At 58.4% G+C, this 17,694-nt stretch carries 19 protein-coding genes and 1 pseudogene; 10 read left to right on the forward strand and 10 right to left on the reverse strand.

What is annotated here, in order from left to right:
* Positions 1-235 precede the first annotated feature (235 nt).
* Complete coding sequence (locus tag ACP7BN_RS20205) at positions 236-463, forward strand: hypothetical protein (protein WP_426205786.1); 228 nt, start codon at positions 236-238, stop codon at positions 461-463.
* A gap of 4 nt (positions 464-467) precedes the next feature.
* On the opposite strand, the gene ACP7BN_RS20210 is transcribed toward ACP7BN_RS20205, so the two are convergent.
* From ACP7BN_RS20210 to norR, 5 genes are all read right to left on the reverse strand, one after another.
* Positions 468-1,217 carry a YkgJ family cysteine cluster protein gene (locus ACP7BN_RS20210; protein WP_426205787.1) on the reverse strand — a complete coding sequence of 250 codons (750 nt, stop codon included), beginning with the start codon at positions 1,215-1,217 and terminating at the stop codon, positions 468-470.
* An 87-nt stretch (positions 1,218-1,304) separates the two neighbouring features.
* Complete coding sequence (locus ACP7BN_RS20215; protein ID WP_426205788.1) at positions 1,305-1,628, reverse strand: hypothetical protein; 324 nt, start codon at positions 1,626-1,628, stop codon at positions 1,305-1,307.
* A 55-nt stretch (positions 1,629-1,683) separates the two neighbouring features.
* Entirely contained in the window at positions 1,684-2,142 is a 459-nt protein-coding gene (locus ACP7BN_RS20220; RefSeq protein ID WP_426205789.1) for a GNAT family N-acetyltransferase, read from the reverse strand.
* Between the two features lie 27 nt (positions 2,143-2,169).
* Positions 2,170-3,072, reverse strand: a complete 903-nt coding sequence (locus ACP7BN_RS20225) for a chemotaxis protein CheV (RefSeq protein WP_426205790.1) — start codon at positions 3,070-3,072, stop codon at positions 2,170-2,172.
* A 313-nt stretch (positions 3,073-3,385) separates the two neighbouring features.
* On the reverse strand, positions 3,386-4,942 hold the full coding sequence (gene norR / locus ACP7BN_RS20230; RefSeq protein WP_420650869.1) for a nitric oxide reductase transcriptional regulator NorR: 1,557 nt from the start codon (positions 4,940-4,942) through the stop codon (positions 3,386-3,388).
* 163 nt (positions 4,943-5,105) lie between these two features.
* Here norR and hmpA point away from each other — a divergent pair, with 163 nt between their 5' ends.
* The 8 genes from hmpA to ACP7BN_RS20270 all read left to right on the forward strand — a co-directional run bounded on the left by hmpA (position 5,106) and on the right by ACP7BN_RS20270 (position 13,294).
* Positions 5,106-6,287, forward strand: coding sequence for an NO-inducible flavohemoprotein (hmpA, locus tag ACP7BN_RS20235; RefSeq protein WP_426205791.1), 1,182 nt, complete (start codon positions 5,106-5,108; stop codon positions 6,285-6,287).
* Between the two features lie 184 nt (positions 6,288-6,471).
* On the forward strand, positions 6,472-6,981 hold the full coding sequence (locus ACP7BN_RS20240) for a disulfide bond formation protein B (RefSeq protein WP_426205792.1): 510 nt from the start codon (positions 6,472-6,474) through the stop codon (positions 6,979-6,981).
* 837 nt (positions 6,982-7,818) lie between these two features.
* Positions 7,819-8,763, forward strand: coding sequence for a ubiquinol oxidase subunit II (gene cyoA / locus ACP7BN_RS20245; RefSeq protein ID WP_420650872.1), 945 nt, complete (start codon positions 7,819-7,821; stop codon positions 8,761-8,763).
* 3 nt (positions 8,764-8,766) lie between these two features.
* A complete protein-coding gene (gene cyoB, locus ACP7BN_RS20250) occupies positions 8,767-10,797 on the forward strand; it encodes a cytochrome o ubiquinol oxidase subunit I (protein ID WP_426205793.1) in 2,031 nt (676 codons plus the stop codon).
* A gap of 3 nt (positions 10,798-10,800) precedes the next feature.
* On the forward strand, positions 10,801-11,424 hold the full coding sequence (locus tag ACP7BN_RS20255; RefSeq protein ID WP_426205794.1) for a cytochrome o ubiquinol oxidase subunit III: 624 nt from the start codon (positions 10,801-10,803) through the stop codon (positions 11,422-11,424).
* On the forward strand, positions 11,425-11,754 hold the full coding sequence (gene cyoD / locus ACP7BN_RS20260) for a cytochrome o ubiquinol oxidase subunit IV (RefSeq protein WP_426205795.1): 330 nt from the start codon (positions 11,425-11,427) through the stop codon (positions 11,752-11,754).
* A 10-nt stretch (positions 11,755-11,764) separates the two neighbouring features.
* Positions 11,765-12,652, forward strand: coding sequence for a heme o synthase (gene cyoE / locus ACP7BN_RS20265; RefSeq protein WP_420650876.1), 888 nt, complete (start codon positions 11,765-11,767; stop codon positions 12,650-12,652).
* Positions 12,653-12,802: 150 nt separating this feature from the next.
* Complete coding sequence (locus ACP7BN_RS20270) at positions 12,803-13,294, forward strand: RidA family protein (protein ID WP_426205796.1); 492 nt, start codon at positions 12,803-12,805, stop codon at positions 13,292-13,294.
* Positions 13,295-13,361: 67 nt separating this feature from the next.
* Here the strand turns inward: ACP7BN_RS20270 and ACP7BN_RS20275 are convergent, their stop codons facing one another.
* The 5 genes and pseudogenes from ACP7BN_RS20275 to ACP7BN_RS20295 form a co-directional block, all read right to left on the reverse strand.
* Positions 13,362-14,066, reverse strand: coding sequence for a hypothetical protein (locus ACP7BN_RS20275; RefSeq protein ID WP_420650878.1), 705 nt, complete (start codon positions 14,064-14,066; stop codon positions 13,362-13,364).
* Between the two features lie 134 nt (positions 14,067-14,200).
* Positions 14,201-14,716, reverse strand: a complete 516-nt coding sequence (locus tag ACP7BN_RS20280) for a hypothetical protein (protein ID WP_426205797.1) — start codon at positions 14,714-14,716, stop codon at positions 14,201-14,203.
* A gap of 83 nt (positions 14,717-14,799) precedes the next feature.
* Entirely contained in the window at positions 14,800-15,213 is a 414-nt protein-coding gene (locus tag ACP7BN_RS20285) for a GNAT family N-acetyltransferase (protein ID WP_426205798.1), read from the reverse strand.
* Positions 15,210-15,401 (reverse strand): annotated as a pseudogene (locus tag ACP7BN_RS20290) (diguanylate cyclase); the annotation flags it as partial. The pseudogene ACP7BN_RS20290 and the gene ACP7BN_RS20285, both read right to left, overlap by 4 nt.
* A gap of 98 nt (positions 15,402-15,499) precedes the next feature.
* Positions 15,500-16,405: a LysR family transcriptional regulator gene (locus ACP7BN_RS20295; RefSeq protein WP_426205799.1), complete on the reverse strand. Its 906-nt coding sequence runs from the start codon at positions 16,403-16,405 to the stop codon at positions 15,500-15,502.
* A 103-nt stretch (positions 16,406-16,508) separates the two neighbouring features.
* Here ACP7BN_RS20295 and ACP7BN_RS20300 point away from each other — a divergent pair, with 103 nt between their 5' ends.
* Positions 16,509-17,681, forward strand: coding sequence for an aspartate aminotransferase family protein (locus ACP7BN_RS20300; RefSeq protein ID WP_426205800.1), 1,173 nt, complete (start codon positions 16,509-16,511; stop codon positions 17,679-17,681).
* Positions 17,682-17,694: the final 13 nt, after the last annotated feature.

The following is a 17,694-nucleotide window of genomic DNA, read 5'->3' on the forward strand; positions in this document are numbered from 1 at the left end:
CCAATCTCTAACTGAATGCACCCAAATCCAAACTGTGTGAGCTAGCCTGCTAGCGATAAGGCCCGCCCGGTCACTCGGAATGTTTCAGCGAATGATGGATTGTTCCACTAGTCGCCCAGTCCCAAAAAGGGACCGGTCGTTCCCTTTTTGGGACTCTAAATTTCGCGCGCGCAGGTATACTGCGCGCTTTCGCGGCTCACCTACCGGGCCCGACTTTTTGCTTCCCGGAGCTTTCATGACTTCCCCAATCGACGACGCCGTGAGCGATGTCCCGGCCGAGCTGACCGAAACCAGCGCAACCAAACCGGTAATCCCGGCTTTCAAGTTCCCGTTCAAACCGGGCGAGTTAGCGGCAGCCAAAGCCGCCAAGCAGGAGCCTTTCAAGGGCAAGGACGGTGACCGTCACGCCAAGATTCCGGGTGTGGCGCCATCGGGCACCCGTCGTTCGATGGGCAAGCGCTGATTGATCATCCCGCTCGTAGCGAGATGAAGGCGTAGATCTGCGCAGGTTCGGTCACGACTTGCGCGCCCGCCGCCAGGAGTTGTCCGGCAATATCTTCGCCGGACACATGGAATTGCCATTCGCTGTTCGCAGCAGCAACTGGCAGTGCCGTGACCTGATCAATCACCGAAGCAAACGCAGCCATATCCGGCAGATACGCAGTAAACCCATCGCCCTTGAGCGCCGTAGTCCGAATCCCCAGCGCCTGGCAGATCAAGTCCTTGATCTGAATGTCATCGCGATCCGCCTGACGCGAACGCTCGATCAATCGCACAAGCTCCTGATCCACCAACTCGCCGCCAACAATCAACTCCGGCCCCTGTTCCCAGGACTCCGGCGGGCAATCCTTGGCAGCGGGGTTGAGCGGGATGTGCGGATTGATTTCCGCAGGATAAATGCGACACACCAGCGGCCGACGTTCGTAGATTCGGCACAGCTTGTCTTCGTCAAGATTCCGGCAGGGGCCAACGTTGTAAGCGGCGAAGGTGATCGCAACGTGCGCGTCTGAAGCGCCGCTGCGTACGACCTGTGAACGGCGTTCGGCGTGTTCGCGCTGCGCTGCGGGCAGGCCGAGGCCGTTGCTGAGGAAGGCTTCGACCAGCACGATCACCTGGCCGCCGTCGTTGGCCCACATGCGCGCTTCGGCCAGGGTCAGCGGAACGTGGTGATCGGTGCAGCATTTGCCGCAGCCTACGCAGGAAAACGTCGTATTCATTGAGCGATCAATCTTCAACCGATGTGTGAATCGGCGACATTAAGTCGCCGTACAGACGCGGGTTGAAGCAAGTTGTGCGCCACTCGTTCAAGGCTTGGCGGTGGGCCGGATCGAGTCCCACTCGGTGACGTATGCGGTTTTGCTTTTTTTGTTGTACAGACACAGCTCGCTACCTTGCTGGCCCTTCATGTGTTTTTGCGGGTATTGCCCTTGCAGCAACAGGGCGGTGTAGCCGACGCGGTCATCGAATTGCGCAGCGTTGCCGACTGGTTTGGCGTTTTTCAAACCGCTGGCCTTGGTGCAACTGGCGAGCACGGCTTTGTCGTAGGCGGCCCAGGCGTCGGGGCTTGAGGCGTGGGCCAGTGGGGCGAGGGCGATGAGGCAGAACAGGCTGAGGGCGATGGCTTTCATGGTTGGCATCCTTGGTAATGGCCAAGGTTGGAGTCTATCGCGGTTGTTTAGTTTTTCACTCCGGCACCAATTCGCGGCGGACTACGTACATCCCGGCACTTTCATACAGGCTTTGTGCCCGTCGGTTGTCTTCCAGTACCTTCAGATCAACAAAGCCTTCGCGCCGTTGCTGAAATGTCCTGAACGCATGCAGCAGCAATAATCTGCCCAATCCCCGGCCCTGAGCCCGGGGATGCACCACCAGATTCTTGATATACGAACTGGTCCAGCACTGCGCCACACCGACAATACCCTCGGCATCGCGAGCGATGAAACATAACGTCGGATCATATTCAGGATCGCGTTCAAAGCGCTGCTGCCACACATCCAGCGCCGGCACCCGACCGCCGCCTTCGCGGTAGCCAAGCTCCATCAAGCTGTGCACGGCTGGCGCCAGTTCGGCGCGGTAGGTGCTGAGTTCAAACTCTTCAGGCCAGTCGATGGCCGGCACGTCCTTAACAAGGTCGCGCCGCATCAAAAAGCAGAATGTCTCGGCCACAACTCAGTGACCCTGGGCGGCGACGTGTTTGGCCGCTTCGATCAGGCAGTGAGTCAGTTCCGGTGAGGAAAACTTGGTCAGCACGCCATTGGCGCCGGCCAGTCGCGCCTTTTCACCGTTCATCGCGCTGTCCAGCGAGGTGTGCAGCAGCACATACAGGTGGGCGAAATCCGGAGTTTCACGCAGGGTGCGGGTGAAGGCGTAACCGTCCATTTCGGACATTTCGATATCGGAGACGATCAGGTTGATCTGCTGCGCGGTGCCTTGCAGATCGAGCAGGCAATCGATAGCTTCCTTGGCGCTGCGTGCGGTGTGGCACTGCAGGCCCAGGTTGCGCAGGGTGTGCACCGATTGCTGCAGCGCCACTTGACTGTCATCGACCACCAGAATCCGCGCGTTCCCCAGCACTTCGGCGTCTTGCATGCTCAGATCGGTCGGGGCCATTTCAATTTGCGCCGGCGCGATGCTGTGGATGACTTTTTCGATATCCAGCACTTGTACCAGCGTACCGTCGACCGATGTCACGCCAGTGATGTAAGCGCGCGAGCCTCCCGAACCGAACGGCGGCGGTTTGATGTCGGTGGTCAGGCAATGCACGATCTTGCTCACGGCCTGCACGTGCAGACCCTGCTTCGATCGGCTGACATCGGTGACGATCAGGCAGCCGCCATTCGGATCTTCCAACGGCCGCTCGCCAATCGCCCGACTGAGGTCGATGACCGAGAGCGCCGCGCCGCGCAAGGTGGCGATGCCTTTGACGTGCGGGTGCGACTCCGGCAGCTTGGTCAGCGGCGGGCAGGGAATGATTTCACTGACTTTAAGCAGGTTGATCGCCATCAGCTTGCCGCTGCGCAAGGTAAACAGCAGAAGCGAAAGTGAATCTGCGCGGGCTTTGGTGGAGGACATAAAAACCTTCTGTGGAAAAGGTGATGGGCGAGGGTGGGAATCGCCAGAAAACTATTGATGCCGGGTTATCGGCGTTAAAGGGGTGGGCTTTAGGTCGGTCGTCGGCTGACGCTCAGATCCTAAGCCCCTCACCCCAGCCCTCTCCCGGAGGGAGAGGGGGCTGACCGAGGTGTTTTGCGTCATACATCGACCTGAAGAACCGAGCCGATTATGGATTCGGGGAAGCAAGATCAGGTCGATGTAGATCTCCAGAATCCCCCGATCAGTCCCCTCTCCCTCGGGGAGAGGGTTAGGGTGAGGGGCTCTTTGGCTTTTAGCTTTTCATCCCAAGCCGCTTGGCCATCCGCCCCAGATTCGCCCGATCCAGCCCCAACTCTCGCGCCGCGCTCGCCCAGTTATCCTGATTACGCTCCAGCGCCGCCGCGATCAAGCGTCGCTGATACTCCTCAGTGGCGGCGCGCAAATCCCCGCCAATCAGTGGCCCCTCGGCAATCGAACTCGCTGCCTGCGGCAAGTTATCCACAACCTCACGTGGCAGATCCAGATCCGCCGCGCTCAAGCTGAGAATCTTCGGCCGCACCTTGCAGTTACCCAGCGCTTTTAGAGCACTGCGCCCGATCAAGTGTTCCAGTTCGCGCACATTGCCCGGCCAGGTGTAGGTCAGCAGTGCCTCCTGGGCATCACTATTCAGCCGCAGACTGTTCAGGCCCATGCGCGAGCGGTTCTGTTCGAGGAAAAAACCGCTGAGCAACAACACGTCACGCCCGCGATCACGCAATGCCGGCACCCGCAGCGGATACACGCTTAAACGATGATAGAAGTCAGCGCGGTAACGCCCGCTGCGCACTTCCTCGGCCAGATCGCGGTTGGTCGCGGCGATCAGGCGCACGTCGACCTGATGCTCCTTGTCCGAACCCAAACGCTGCAATTGCCCGCTCTGCAACACGCGCAACAGCTTGGCCTGCACCGTCAGGGACAACTCGCCGACTTCGTCGAGAAACAGCGTGCCGCCATTGGCCAGTTCGAACTTGCCGCGTCGGTCGCTGGTGGCGCCGGTGAAGGCGCCGCGCACGTGGCCGAACAGCTCGCTCTCAACCAAAGTATCCGGCAGCGCGGCGCAATTGAGGCTGATGATCGGTTTATCGGCGCGCTTGGAAGCGGCGTGAATTGCCTGGGCCACCAACTCTTTGCCGACTCCGGTTTCACCGGTGATCAGCACGGTCAGGTCGCTGCCGCCGACCAGATTGATTTCTTCCACGAGTTTTTTGTGGGTCTTGCTCTGGCCGATCATTTCGCGGTTCTGCTGGCCGCTGGCCTGACGGTAGACCTCGGCGCGCTGATGTTCGTCTTCGGCGCGGGTGGCCAGCCGTTGAATGCGTTCGGCGGCGTTGACCGTCGCCGAGGCGAGGCTGGCGAAGGCTTGCAAGGCGTCGAGTTCGATCGGCTCAAAGCGCTCCGGGTCGAGCGCATCAAGGGTGATCAGGCCCCAGAGTTTTTCATCGACGAACAACGGGCAGCCGAGGCAATCGTGGACTTCGAGATGATCGTCGAGACCATCGACCAGTCCGTCATACGGATCAGGCAAGTCGCTGTCAGCGGCGAAGCGGGTCGGCCCAATGCCGGCCAGCAGCACTTCAAAGCGCGGATGCTCGCTGACCTTGAAGCGCCGGCCGAGGGTGTCAGTGCTCAAGCCGTCCACCGCCAGTGGCACCAGCGATTCGCCGTCGAGGCGCAATAGCGCGGCGGCGTCGCATGGCAACAAGGCGCGCATGGCTTCGAGCAAGCGTCGATAGCGCTCGCCCTCTGGCAGTTCGCGGGACAGGTCCGAGACCAGGGGGAGCAGGGCGGTAAGCAATGATTTGGCAGACATGGTTTTGTAGTCAAAGAGACAAGATGTAGTCAGAACGACTATACGAAGATCTGTGTCGATATGACTACTTTATTTTCAAGCCATTGATTTTAATGAATAAATTAGTTGGCACGAAAACTGGAATACATACGGTAACTTTCAAGATAGCTCAGGAGTCACCCTTATGCTTAGCGCCCAGGATCGTGCCATCGTCAAATCCACCGTGCCCCTGCTGGAAAGCGGCGGTGAAGCGTTGATCACTCACTTCTATCGCATGATGCTCTCGGAATACCCGGAAGTCCGTCCGCTGTTCAACCAGGCGCACCAAGCCAGCGGCGACCAGCCTCGGGCCTTGGCCAACGGTGTGTTGATGTACGCCCGGCACATCGATCAGCTCGACCAGTTGGGCGATCTGGTGGCGAAGATCATCAACAAACACGTGGCCCTGCAGATCCTGCCGGAACACTACCCGATCGTCGGCACCTGCCTGTTGCGCGCTATCTCCGAAGTGCTCGGCGATGAAATCGCCACCCCGGAAGTGATGAGCGCCTGGGGCGCGGCGTACGGGCAACTGGCGGACATTCTGATCGGTGCCGAAACCGCCATCTACGACCAGAAGGAACACGCAGTCGGCGGCTGGCGCGGGGCGCGTGAGTTCATCGTGGCGGACAAGGTTGAAGAGAGCGCGGAGATCATTTCCTTCTACTTCGAACCGGCTGACAAAGGCCCGATCCTCGCCGCCGAGCCAGGTCAGTACATCGGCATGAAACTCACCCTCGACGGCGAAGAAATCCGCCGCAACTATTCGCTGTCGGCACTGGCTGATAAGGGGCAGTACCGCATCAGCGTCAAACGCGAACCGAACGGTCGTGCGTCGAATCACTTGCACGATCAACTGCACGTCGGCGCGACTATTCAACTGTTTCCGCCATCGGGCGAGTTCACTTTGACTGCCAGCGACAAGCCGCTGGTGCTGATCAGTGGCGGCGTCGGTATCACGCCGACCCTGGCGATGCTCGAAGCAGCGCTGCAAACCGACCGTCCGGTGCATTTCATCCACTGCGCGCGCAATGGCAGCGTGCATGCGTTTCGTGACTGGGTCGATGGTCTGGCCGAGCGGCACCCGCAACTCAAGCGCTTCTATTGCTACGCTGAAGATGATGGCGTGAGCCCGGCGGCGGACAAGGTCGGCATGTTGAGTCAGGAACAACTGGGCCAGTGGCTGCCCGAGCAGCGTGATGTGGACGCCTACTTCCTCGGGCCGAAGGGCTTCATGGGCGCGATCAAGCGTCATCTGAAAACGCTGGGTGTGCCGGAAAAACAGAGCCGTTACGAGTTCTTCGGCCCGGCTTCTGCTTTGGAATAACCTTCGAGACCGAGTTGCCCCCATCGCTAGCCTGCTAGCGATGGGGGCCCCTCGGTTCTGATTTGGCAAAAATCCCTACAACTTAATGGTTTCTTAACCGCTTTATCGTTTATTCCCCCGGTGTAGACTTGCGACAACTTTCAGCCGCCCGCCGGCTGAACCATGGACATGAAAGGGAAACGCGATGAGCGAGGAAACGATGCGGTTGGGCCGTGAGCGGCGCTATCTGGTGTTGCTGGGGATCATCTGCCTGGCGCTGATTGGCGGCGCCTTGTACATGCAAATCGTGCTCGGTGAGGCGCCATGCCCGCTGTGCATTCTGCAGCGTTACGCGTTGCTGCTGATTGCGCTGTTCGCGTTCATCGGCGCTGCGATGCGCACGCGCCGCAGTCTCACGGTGTTCGAAGTGCTGGTGGTGATTTGCGCGATTGCCGGGGCAGGGGTGGCGGGGCATCACGTCTACACCCAGTTCTATCCGGCAGTGAGCTGCGGCATCGATGTGCTGCAGCCGATTGTCGATGATCTGCCGCTGGCGAAAATCTTCCCGCTGGGCTTCCAGGTCGACGGTTTCTGCTCGACGCCGTACCCGCCGATCCTCGGCCTGTCGCTGGCGCAATGGGCGCTGGTGGCGTTCGTGCTGGTGGTGATTCTGGTGCCATTGCTGATCTCGCGTAACCGCAAAGCCTTGCGCTGAGTCAAGCTTCAGGCGCGCTTGCCGATATAACAAAACGCCGCGCTTTCCGAGTCAGGAAGGCGCGGCGTTTTGCATTTCAGAGCATTTGTGAAAACACCGTGACGAACGGCAATGAAGGTTGCGACAGGCGTGCGACATGTTGTCACAGCAGGTCTGTCGCGGGCCGGATCGGTGGCGCGGATTGGTCTGCGACTGTGTAACCGGATTGGTCTGTTTCCAGATTTGTCGGCGTTTATACACAGCGGCGACAACAGGCAGTTTTAACAACCTCTGGCAATTAGCCAGAAGCCTCGGGTTACCGGGGCTTGCGCCATTCACGGCCAGGGAAAAAGCTTTCAGAGCTGTCTGATCTGAGGCGGGTAGACCTACATTTTTTGGTGTTTTTGTTGAGAATCGATTTCGATACCATGAGCGACTTTTGCAAAAACCGGAATGGATTGTTGCTGTAACGGATAAAAATTATTTCGGGATAAGACATGGTGTATAGGGCGCTACCTATCTACAATCGCCCGCACTGAATTCCCGGCACTGTTCAGCCTTTATTAAGGAACACTTTAATAAGGCGCTACGCAGGAAGTCGGGTGTCGAGCAGCCGTAAGGCTGTAAGTCACCCTGGTGTCGGTGCCTCAACTTTCCGCACCAAATGGAATTGGTCTGTAACAAGGCCTTTGACCACGAATTCGAATAAGAACTCACCGCTGTCCCAGGATTTGTCGAGCGTCTGACGCGAGACGGGCGGCCCTTATTCAATCCAAAGAAAATGCCAACCCTTGGCAGGGTGAAGTGTTGGCGATCAAAACCCAACTGCATTGCGCAAGCTGCTTTAGAGGTCGTGAGATGAGTAAAAACAGGTACCCCAGATTACTAGGCCTAGTGCCGCTGCTCGGCACGTTGTTGCTGGGAGGCTGCAACATGACCTTGTTCAATCCCACGGGCCAGGTTGGCCTGGAACAACGAAACCTGATCATCACCGCGACCCTGCTGATGCTGTTGGTCGTCGTGCCGGTTATCGTCATGACCTTCCTCTTCGCCTGGAAGTACCGCGCCTCCAACAAGGATGCCGTGTACACCCCGAAATGGTCGCACTCCACCAAAATCGAAGTGGCAGTCTGGACCATTCCGGTACTGATCATCATTGCCCTGGGTTACATCACCTACAAGTCGACCCACGAGCTGGACCCGTATCGTCCGCTTGAATCCGACGTCAAGCCGATCACCATCGAAGTGGTTGCGCTGGACTGGAAGTGGCTGTTCATCTACCCGGAACAAGGCATTGCCACGGTCAACAAGATCGTGTTCCCGACGAACACTCCGGTTAACTTCAAAGTGACCTCGGACGCCGTGATGAACTCGTTCTTCATCCCGGGCCTGGGCGGCCAGATCTACGCGATGGCCGGCATGCAGACCAAACTGCACCTGATTGCCAACCGTGACGCTGAAATGGACGGTATCTCCGCCAACTACAGCGGCGCTGGTTTCACCGGCATGAAATTCAAAGCCATCTCTACGACTCAGGAGCAATTCGACGCCTGGGTCAGCGAAGTCAAAAAGGCACCTAAACAGCTTGAAAAAGCTGAATACGAAGCCCTTTCCAAGCCAAGCCAGAACAACCCAGTCGAGCTCTACTCCTCGGTCACGCCGAACCTGTTCCAGATCATCGTCGACAAGTACGAAGGCATGAAACCGGGCAAGCCGCTGAAGCACGAGAAGAAAGAGAAAGAAGTGGCCGCGACGCAAGGATCGGACATGAACTCGCATTCAGCTGCCGGGGCAGAGGAGTAAACGATGTTTGGTAAATTAAGTTGGGAAGCGGTCCCGTTCCACGAGCCGATCGTGATGATTACCATCGCCATGATCGCGCTCGGTGGCGTGGCGCTGTTCGCTGCAATCACCTACTTCAAGAAGTGGACTTACTTGTGGACCGAGTGGCTGACGTCGGTCGACCACAAGAAAATCGGCGTGATGTACATCATCGTCGCCATGGTCATGCTGCTGCGCGGGTTTGCCGACGCCATCATGATGCGTACCCAGTTGGCCATGGCCACCGAGGGTTCGCCTGGCTACCTGCCACCTGAACACTATGACCAGATCTTCACCGCTCACGGTGTGATCATGATCATCTTCATGGCGATGCCATTCTTCACCGGCCTGATGAACCTTGCAGTGCCGCTGCAGATCGGCGCGCGTGACGTTGCGTTCCCGTTCCTGAACTCCCTGAGCTTCTGGCTGCTGGTGTCCGGCGTTGTGCTGATCAACCTGTCGCTGGGCGTCGGCGAATTCGCCAAGACCGGTTGGGTTGCTTATCCACCGCTGTCGGGTCTGCAATACAGCCCTGGCGTGGGGATGGACTACTACATCTGGGCGCTACAGCTATCCGGGTTAGGTACGACGCTGACGGGGGTCAACTTCCTCGCTACCGTGCTGAAAATGCGTACCCCTGGCATGAAACTGATGGACATGCCGATCTTCACCTGGACCTGCACCTGGGCCAACGTCCTGATCGTGGCTTCGTTCCCGATCCTGACCGCTACCCTGGCACTGCTGACGCTTGACCGTTACATGGATTTCCACATTTTCACCAATGAACTTGGTGGCAATCCAATGATGTACGTCAACCTGTTCTGGGCATGGGGCCACCCTGAGGTTTACATCCTGATCCTGCCGGCATTCGGCATTTTCTCGGAAGTCATCTCGGCCTTCACCGGCAAGAAACTGTTCGGCCACCACTCGATGATCTACGCATCGGGCGCAATCTCGATCCTGGGCTTCATGGTTTGGCTGCACCACTTCTTCACCATGGGTTCGGGTGCCAGCGTCAACGCCTTCTTCGGTCTGGCGACGATGCTGATTTCGATCCCGACGGGTGTGAAGCTATTCAACTGGCTGTTCACCATCTACCAGGGCCGTCTGCGTTTCACCAGCCAGGTTCTGTGGACCCTGGGCTTCATGGTGACCTTCGCCATCGGCGGCATGACCGGCGTACTGCTGGCCATTCCGGGTGCTGACTTCGTTCTGCACAACAGCTTGTTCGTGATCGCTCACTTCCACAACGTGATCATCGGCGGCGCGGTATTCGGTTACATCGCAGGTTTCGCGTTCTACTTCCCGAAAGCGTTCGGCTTCAAGCTGCACGAAGGCTGGGGTAAAGCAGCGTTCTGGTTCTGGATCACCGGTTTCTTCGTCGCGTTCATGCCGCTCTATGTACTGGGCTTCATGGGCATGACCCGTCGTCTGAACGCCACCACCAACCCTGAGTGGGTACCGTACCTGTACGTTGCCATGTTCGGTGCGGTGATGATCGCTGTCGGTATCGCTTGCCAACTGATCCAGCTGTACGTATCGGTACGTGACCGCAACAAGCCAGAGAACATGTGCGAACACGGTGACCCGTGGAATGCCCACACTCTGGAATGGTCGACCTCGTCGCCACCACCGTTCTACAACTTTGCCGTGCTGCCTAAGGCTGACTGCATCGACCCGTTCACCGAAGCCAAGGAAAACGGTACTGCGTACCAGGCTCCGGCCAAGTACGAGCCGATCCACATGCCGAACAACACCGCTACCGGTGTGGTCATGGGCGCTCTGCTGACCGTGTTCGGTTTCGCAATGATCTGGCACATCTGGTGGCTGGCCATCGCAAGCCTGGTCGGTACTGTCGTGTACTTCGTGATCCACGCTGCACGTGATGACCAGGGCTATATGGTTCCGGTTGAAACGATCGAGCGTATCGAAGCCGAGCAGCACAAGCGTCTGGTCGCGGCAGGGAAAATCCCGGCCTCCGCCACCCGTGTTGAAACCTCGTTGGAACAGGCTTAAACCATGTCGAATTTAGTGACCAATGCTGGACACGCCCATGGTGACCATGGGCACGATGACCATCACCACGATTCGGGCGAGATGACCGTATACGGTTTCTGGCTCTACCTGATGACCGACTGCATTCTGTTTGCATCGATCTTCGCGGTATACGCGGTACTGGTAAACAACGTCGCCGGTGGCCCATCGGGCCACGACATCTTCGAACTGCCATACGTGCTGGGCGAAACCGCTCTGCTGTTGTTCAGTTCGATCACCTACGGCTTCGCCATGCTGGCGTTGTACAAAGGTAAAAAGCAGCAGGTTCTGGGCTGGTTGTTCATGACCTTCCTGCTGGGCGCAGGCTTCATCGCGATGGAGATCAACGAGTTCCACCTGCTGATCTCCGAGGGCTACGGTCCTAGCCGTTCGGGCTTCCTGTCCGCGTTCTTCACCCTGGTCGGTACCCACGGTCTGCACGTTTCGGCGGGTCTGATCTGGATGGGCATCATGATGTACCAGGTGCAGAAGAACGGCCTGACGGCGACCAACAAGACCCGTCTGAGCTGCCTGAGCCTGTTCTGGCACTTCCTGGACGTGGTGTGGATCTGCGTATTCACCGTTGTTTATCTGATGGGGACTATGTAAATGGCTAACGCACATTCCCACGACGACGCCGGCCACGGCAGCGTCAAGTCCTACGCGATCGGCTTCATCCTGTCGGTAATCCTGACGGCGATCCCGTTTGCGCTGGTCATGTACCCGACGCTGCCGAAGTCGATCACGCTGATGATCGTTCTGGCATTCGCCGTGATCCAGGTGGTTGTCCACCTGGTCTACTTCCTGCACCTGGACCGCTCGCAGGCTCAGCGTAACAACGTGATTGCGTTTGTCTTCGCCGCAATCGTGATCGTGCTGCTGGTCGGCCTGTCGCTGTGGATCATGTTCAGCATCCACACGTTCATGATGGCGAAGTGAGGTAGACCCGATGTCGCTCAAGCACTTTATCCAAATCACCAAACCGGGGATCATTTTCGGTAACGTGCTTTCTGTGGCAGGCGGGTTCTTCCTGGCCTCGAAAGGGCATGTTGATCTGGCCGTGTTTCTGGCAGCCATGATCGGCACTTCCCTGGTTGTGGCCTCCGGTTGCGTGTTCAACAACTGCATCGACCGCGACATCGACCTGAAGATGGAACGCACCAAGAACCGGGTGCTGGTGCAGGGCTTGATCTCCCTGAAACTGGCCCTGATCTATGCGACCGTCCTGGGTGTTCTCGGCGTTGCGTTGTTGTACAAGGTGGCCAACCCGTTGGCGGCTTTGTTCGCGGTAATCGGCTTCGTGATCTACGTCGGCTTCTACAGCCTGTACCTCAAGCGCAAGTCGGTTCACGGCACGCTGGTGGGCAGTCTGTCGGGCGCCATGCCACCGGTGATCGGTTACGTGGCCGTGACCAACAGCTTCGACATGGCCGCGCTGACCCTGCTGGTGATGTTCAGCCTGTGGCAGATGCCGCATTCCTACGCCATCGCGATCTTCCGCTTCAACGATTACCTGGCTGCATCGATTCCGGTGTTGCCAGTGAAGCGCGGGATCAAAGTGGCCAAGAAGCACATCCTGCTCTACATCCTGGCGTTCCTCGTAGCGACCTTGATGCTGACCTTCAGCGGCTACGCCGGCATGAGCTACCTCGCCGTCGCCGCGGCCATGGGCATGTACTGGTTGTACATGGCCTGGACCGGTTACAAAGCAGTGGATGACACGGTCTGGGCACGCAAGCTGTTCGTGTTCTCGATCTTCACCATCACCGCGCTGAGCGTCATGATGTCCCTGGACTTCAAGGTGCCGGCCGAACTGCTGGTGACGTACGCGCCGTAAGGTTCGAACGCTGTAAGAAAAACCCCGCCATCGAGAGATGCGCGGGGTTTTTTGTTGGAAGCGACTAACTAGAATCGACAGGTTGCGGTTGCTTGGCAAAAGCCCTAGATTCGGATCCAACTACACGCATCGATCACGAGGCTGGGCGACATGACTGAGAGGATGACCTGCGACGAACGCTTCATTGCCCTGGCAAAAGAGCTGAATTACGACATCAATGGCGAGAACACGGTGGGCGGCAATTACGCACCGCTGATCCGTCACCATGACGAGTTGTACATCAGCGGCATGGTGCCACGCGCGGACGGCAAGATTCAGTACCCGGGCCGGGTGGGGCAGGAGTTGACACTCAAGGATGCGCAAGCCGCGGCGAGCATCAGCGCCATGCGGTGTCTGGCCTTCATCGTCGATGCCGTGGGTTCGCTGGATAAGATCAAGTCGTTGCTGCGGGTCACGGTGTATGTGAAGTCCACCGCCGATTTCGTTGATCTGAGTGAAGTCGCCAACGGTGCATCGGATGTGTTCAGTCATGTGCTGGGTGATGTTGGCCGGCACACGCGCACCACCGTCGGCGTGTATCAGTTGCCGAAAAACGCGGCTATCGAAGTCGACATGATCGTCGCGCTGCTGCCGTCGGCCTGACTGCCCGCCAGAAAACAAAAAGCCCCGCCCTGAATCTCAGGGCGGGGCTGTTTCGTCAGCGCCGGGCTTACTGAACGGCGATGCTGTAGCCATCGAACGCGGTCTGCTGTTGCAGGGCGGTGATGATGTTTTTGCGGTTGATCGCCTGTTCGGTGCCGGCGTTGTCGACGAAGGTTTCGCCGTCCAGCTCGGCTTCGTCGCCTTCACCAACGAAAGTGAAACCGAGGAATTCCAGCGCTTCCCGATCCATGCTCAGGCGCGAGCGCGGCGTGCGCAGCGGCAGGGTCACGCTGATGCCGTCCTTGCTGATGCTGAACACTTCGGCTTCTTTCTTCGCGCGTGCGGTTTTGCTCTTGCCGCTGCTCGGATTGCTGATCGCCTGATGCGTCTGGTTCAGCACTTTCAAGGCCAGACCGTAGACGATTTCCTGGAACGCCGGATCGTCTTTGAAGCTGGACAGAATGCGGCTGATGGGGAATTTGCTGCTCAGGTCTTCAAGGGCAGCGATATCCGCAGCTTCGGCGTCCTTCAAGCGCTTTAGTTCGCCCATCAGCTCATAAGCCTGATCGTCATCGAAGCGGTCGTGAGCCTGACGGATCGCCGCGCGCAGATCGCGAATCTCATCGCTTTCGCGCGACGACTGGAACGCGTCCAGCACCATCTCGCTGATGATCTTCGCCTGTGGGATGTGTTGTGAAAGATTGATGGAGTTTTCGTATTCCGCTTTGGACGACTGGGTGACTACGGATTCAGCGGTGTTGGAATCGGACATTGAAATTTCACTACTTCTTTAACTTGAGTTGAGACGAGAAAGCACGGGGTCTTTTTCAGGCCGCCTAATTTAGGGGAGCGGGGCGTGCTTGTCACGGAGCAACGGGCCTGCGGTCGGGTTTTTTTCCCAGTCGCCTAGCGAGTGCCCAACGGAGGGCGTTGCGCCTGAAGCGTTCGCAACAGCCAGTAGAATTTCAGCGAGCGCGTGCCGATCAGTCCGCAGACAAATCCTGATACGACGGCCTTGAGCAATAAAATGTGCGAAGTGGAAGATTGCTCGGGATGTACATCGTCCTGATAGCCGAAGTAGTAGTTCACCGTAAAAAACAGCAGGTACAGCATCAATACCTTCCAGGTGCCCGGCACGATCAATCCAGTTTCCGCATCGTCCAGCGTCACGCCTCGGCGCGAGAAAATCAGCCATGCCGAGACTGCGCCAAGCAACATAGCGCAGAGCCAACAGCTCAACGACAGGCCAGGATCGAGATTCAGATTTAATGAGAACAGCGACCAGGCAATCAGCACCAGCGGGGTCAGTAGCAGGGCGAATCGGCTTTCATGGTGGGGCGTACGGGCCTTGAAGCCGCAATACAGCAGAAACAGCAGAGTCGCATAAACCCACAAAGGGGTATTTTGCAGAATGGCGAGCATTGAGCGGCTTCCATGCTAAATAACTAAAGATACGTAATCAGACCGATCAAGATGCCGTGCATCGAAATGATGCCCGGCCATGGTCACCTTGCATATTGACCGCGGGGCCGCTCCATCGCAATCTCGGATGTCTTGAACCCCACGCTGGAAAAAAATGCCTCGGCGCCCTCACGCCCGGCGCGTAATACCCACGTGATGTCCGGGTTTTCGCCGATCACCCGTTCAACCAGAGCACGACCGATGCCAGCCCGGCGGTACTGTGCGTCGACAACTACCATCGACAGATAACCGTTGGATAACCCATCGGTTATGCCGCGGGCGAAACCTGCGATCTGGCCGTTCTTCAGTGCAACTGCGGTGCGTTGGGAGTTACGGATCAATTGCGCGAAGTATTCGCTGGAACCGACGCGATGACCCCAGCCATGCGCGCCAAGAAACAGTCTCACAGCTTCGAGTTCGGTGAGCAGCAGGTCGCGAATAATCAATTCGTTGTTCATCCGCTAATCAGATCCTTGCCGGCAATCTTCGAGCGATATAACGCCTGATCGGCGCGGGCCATCAGTCCGGTCTGCTGTTCCTGATCGAAGCGCTGGACCACCCCGAAACTCATGCTCACCCGAAAATCCCCCACGGATGGCAGCTTCGCCAGATTGCTGCGAATGCTCTGGGCGACCAGTCGGGCTTCGTCCTGTTCGATGCCTCACCCATCATCGCGCCCCTGGTCGTGCTGATATCAAAGTGATTTGCCCGTGCAGGAGATTAGTGCATACCGGGTGAGCGCGACTAGGGTCTGCCCCACGTCTGCACTGCAAACTCCACGAACCGCCGCAATTTCGGCAAACGGTAGCGATCCTGAGCGTAGAGCAAGTGCATCGGTCGGCTCGGCGGTTGGTAGTCGGGGATTACCGTCACCAGTTTGCCGTCGCGCAGATCCTGTTCCACCAGCGCATCGGGCAGCATCACGATGCCCATGCCGGTGCGCGCGGCCTGATGCAATCCTGCGGAGCTATTCAGTAGCATCGGCCCTTTGACATCGACCATCACTTCGCCGTCCGGGCCACTCAGGCGCCATTCTTTCTCGACCGATTGCCAGTCGTCGCCGGCAGGGTAAGCGAAGGATAGGCAGTCATGCTGACGCAAGTCGTCGGGTGTGAGCGGCATACCGCGTCGCGCCACGTAATCCGGGGAGGCGCACACGGTCAGGGTGTAGTCGATGAGCGGCCGGGCGATCAGATTGGTCGCTTCGAAATTGCCTAATCGAAACGCAACGTCGAGGCCATTTTCCAGCAACTCCGGACGGCGGTTGGTCAGCGCTACATCGAGTTTGAGCTGCGGGTATTGCAGTGAGAATTCGCTGAGTGCCGGGGCCAGACGTTCGACGCCGAAGGTCAGCGGCGCGGTGATGCGCAAAGTGCCGCGCGGCTCATCGAGGGTCTGTTCGGCCAGGCGTTCGGAATCCGCAACCAGCCCCAGCACTTCCAGGCAACGCTGGTAGTAAACGCTGCCGAACTCGGTCAAACGTTGGCGGCGAGTCGTGCGTTGCAGCAGTTGCACGCCGAGTCGTTGTTCCAGTGACCGCAGGTGATTTCCTACCATGGTCGTGGACATTTCGCACTGCAGGGCGGCCGCCGTCATGCTGCCGGCTTCCACGACTTTGACGTAAACGCTCATCGACTGGAACAGATCCATTATCAAGCTCTGCTTTTAAATGATTGAAGTTTCGCCGAGTTTATCCAGTTCAAGTGGATAACCATACTGCCAGCACACCGAACCTGTGCTGGAGTACACCGAGATGACCGCCGCCCTGATGAATACCTATCAACCACTGGCCTTGAGCTTCACCAAGGGCCTGGGCACGCGACTGTGGGATCAGGCCGGTCGCGAGTATCTGGATGCGGTGGCCGGTGTGGCGGTGACCAATGTCGGCCATTCACATCCGCGGATCGTCTCGGCCATCAGCGAGCAGGCCGGACTGTTGCTGCACACCTCCAATCTGTACAGCATCGACTGGCAGCTACAACTGGCGCAGAAACTCACACAACTGTCGGGGATGCAGCGCGCGTTCTTCAATAACTCCGGGGCGGAGGCCAACGAAACGGCGTTGAAGCTCGCGCGGTTATTCGGCTGGCGCAAAGGCATCGAACAGCCGCTGGTGGTGGTCATGGCCAACGCTTTTCATGGCCGCACCTTGGGCACCTTGTCCGCCAGCGATGGCCCGGCGGTACGCTTGGGTTTCAACGAGCTGCCGGGGGATTTCGTCAAAGTCCCGTTCGGCGATCTGGCCGCACTGGAAGAAGTCCAGCAACGGCACGGCGCGCGCATCGTGGCGATTCTGGTCGAGCCGATTCAGGGTGAGAGCGGGGTGCAACTGGCGCCACCGGGTTACCTCAAAGCCCTGCGTGATCTATGCAGCCGTCACGCCTGGCTGCTGATGCTCGACGAAATCCAGACCGGCATTGGCCGTACCGGCCAGTGGTTCGCGTTTCAGCACGAAGGCATCGTTCCGGATGTCATGACCCTCGCCAAAGGCCTGGGCAACGGCGTGCCGATCGGTGCTTGCTTGGCGCGGGGCAGAGCGGCGGACCTGTTCACGCCGGGCAGTCACGGCAGCACCTTCGGCGGCAATCCGCTGGCCTGCCGGGTCGGCTGCACCGTACTCGAGATCATCGAAGAACAAGGCTTGCTGGAAAACGCCCGGATTCAAGGTGAACGCCTGATCAGTCGCTTACGCGCAGAACTGGCAAACAACCCGAACGTGCAGGCGATTCGTGGCCAAGGCCTGATGATCGGCATCGAGCTGAAACAACCGATCCGTGATCTGACGCTGATCACGGCGCGCGATCATGGGCTGCTGATCAACGTCACGCGCGGCAAAACCATACGGCTGCTGCCGCCGCTGACGATTGATGAGCGCGAGGTGGAGATGATTGTCAGAGGTGTGGCGCGGGCGCTGGATGGGGTGTGATCGTCCGCTCATT

It is taken from the genome of Pseudomonas sp. TWP3-1 (genome assembly GCF_049896625.1).
GTDB lineage: Bacteria > Pseudomonadota > Gammaproteobacteria > Pseudomonadales > Pseudomonadaceae > Aquipseudomonas.

Coding starts and splice junctions, on each gene's coding strand:
- ACP7BN_RS20205 (WP_426205786.1), top strand. CDS start 236: ATGACTTCCCCAATCGACGACGCCGTGAGCGATGTCCCGGCCGAGCTG.
- ACP7BN_RS20210 (WP_426205787.1), bottom strand. CDS start 1,217: ATGAATACGACGTTTTCCTGCGTAGGCTGCGGCAAATGCTGCACCGAT.
- ACP7BN_RS20215 (WP_426205788.1), bottom strand. CDS start 1,628: ATGAAAGCCATCGCCCTCAGCCTGTTCTGCCTCATCGCCCTCGCCCCA.
- ACP7BN_RS20220 (WP_426205789.1), bottom strand. CDS start 2,142: ATGCGGCGCGACCTTGTTAAGGACGTGCCGGCCATCGACTGGCCTGAA.
- ACP7BN_RS20225 (WP_426205790.1), bottom strand. CDS start 3,072: ATGTCCTCCACCAAAGCCCGCGCAGATTCACTTTCGCTTCTGCTGTTT.
- norR (WP_420650869.1), bottom strand. CDS start 4,942: ATGTCTGCCAAATCATTGCTTACCGCCCTGCTCCCCCTGGTCTCGGAC.
- hmpA (WP_426205791.1), top strand. CDS start 5,106: ATGCTTAGCGCCCAGGATCGTGCCATCGTCAAATCCACCGTGCCCCTG.
- ACP7BN_RS20240 (WP_426205792.1), top strand. CDS start 6,472: ATGAGCGAGGAAACGATGCGGTTGGGCCGTGAGCGGCGCTATCTGGTG.
- cyoA (WP_420650872.1), top strand. CDS start 7,819: ATGAGTAAAAACAGGTACCCCAGATTACTAGGCCTAGTGCCGCTGCTC.
- cyoB (WP_426205793.1), top strand. CDS start 8,767: ATGTTTGGTAAATTAAGTTGGGAAGCGGTCCCGTTCCACGAGCCGATC.
- ACP7BN_RS20255 (WP_426205794.1), top strand. CDS start 10,801: ATGTCGAATTTAGTGACCAATGCTGGACACGCCCATGGTGACCATGGG.
- cyoD (WP_426205795.1), top strand. CDS start 11,425: ATGGCTAACGCACATTCCCACGACGACGCCGGCCACGGCAGCGTCAAG.
- cyoE (WP_420650876.1), top strand. CDS start 11,765: ATGTCGCTCAAGCACTTTATCCAAATCACCAAACCGGGGATCATTTTC.
- ACP7BN_RS20270 (WP_426205796.1), top strand. CDS start 12,803: ATGACTGAGAGGATGACCTGCGACGAACGCTTCATTGCCCTGGCAAAA.
- ACP7BN_RS20275 (WP_420650878.1), bottom strand. CDS start 14,066: ATGTCCGATTCCAACACCGCTGAATCCGTAGTCACCCAGTCGTCCAAA.
- ACP7BN_RS20280 (WP_426205797.1), bottom strand. CDS start 14,716: ATGCTCGCCATTCTGCAAAATACCCCTTTGTGGGTTTATGCGACTCTG.
- ACP7BN_RS20285 (WP_426205798.1), bottom strand. CDS start 15,213: ATGAACAACGAATTGATTATTCGCGACCTGCTGCTCACCGAACTCGAA.
- ACP7BN_RS20295 (WP_426205799.1), bottom strand. CDS start 16,405: ATGGATCTGTTCCAGTCGATGAGCGTTTACGTCAAAGTCGTGGAAGCC.
- ACP7BN_RS20300 (WP_426205800.1), top strand. CDS start 16,509: ATGACCGCCGCCCTGATGAATACCTATCAACCACTGGCCTTGAGCTTC.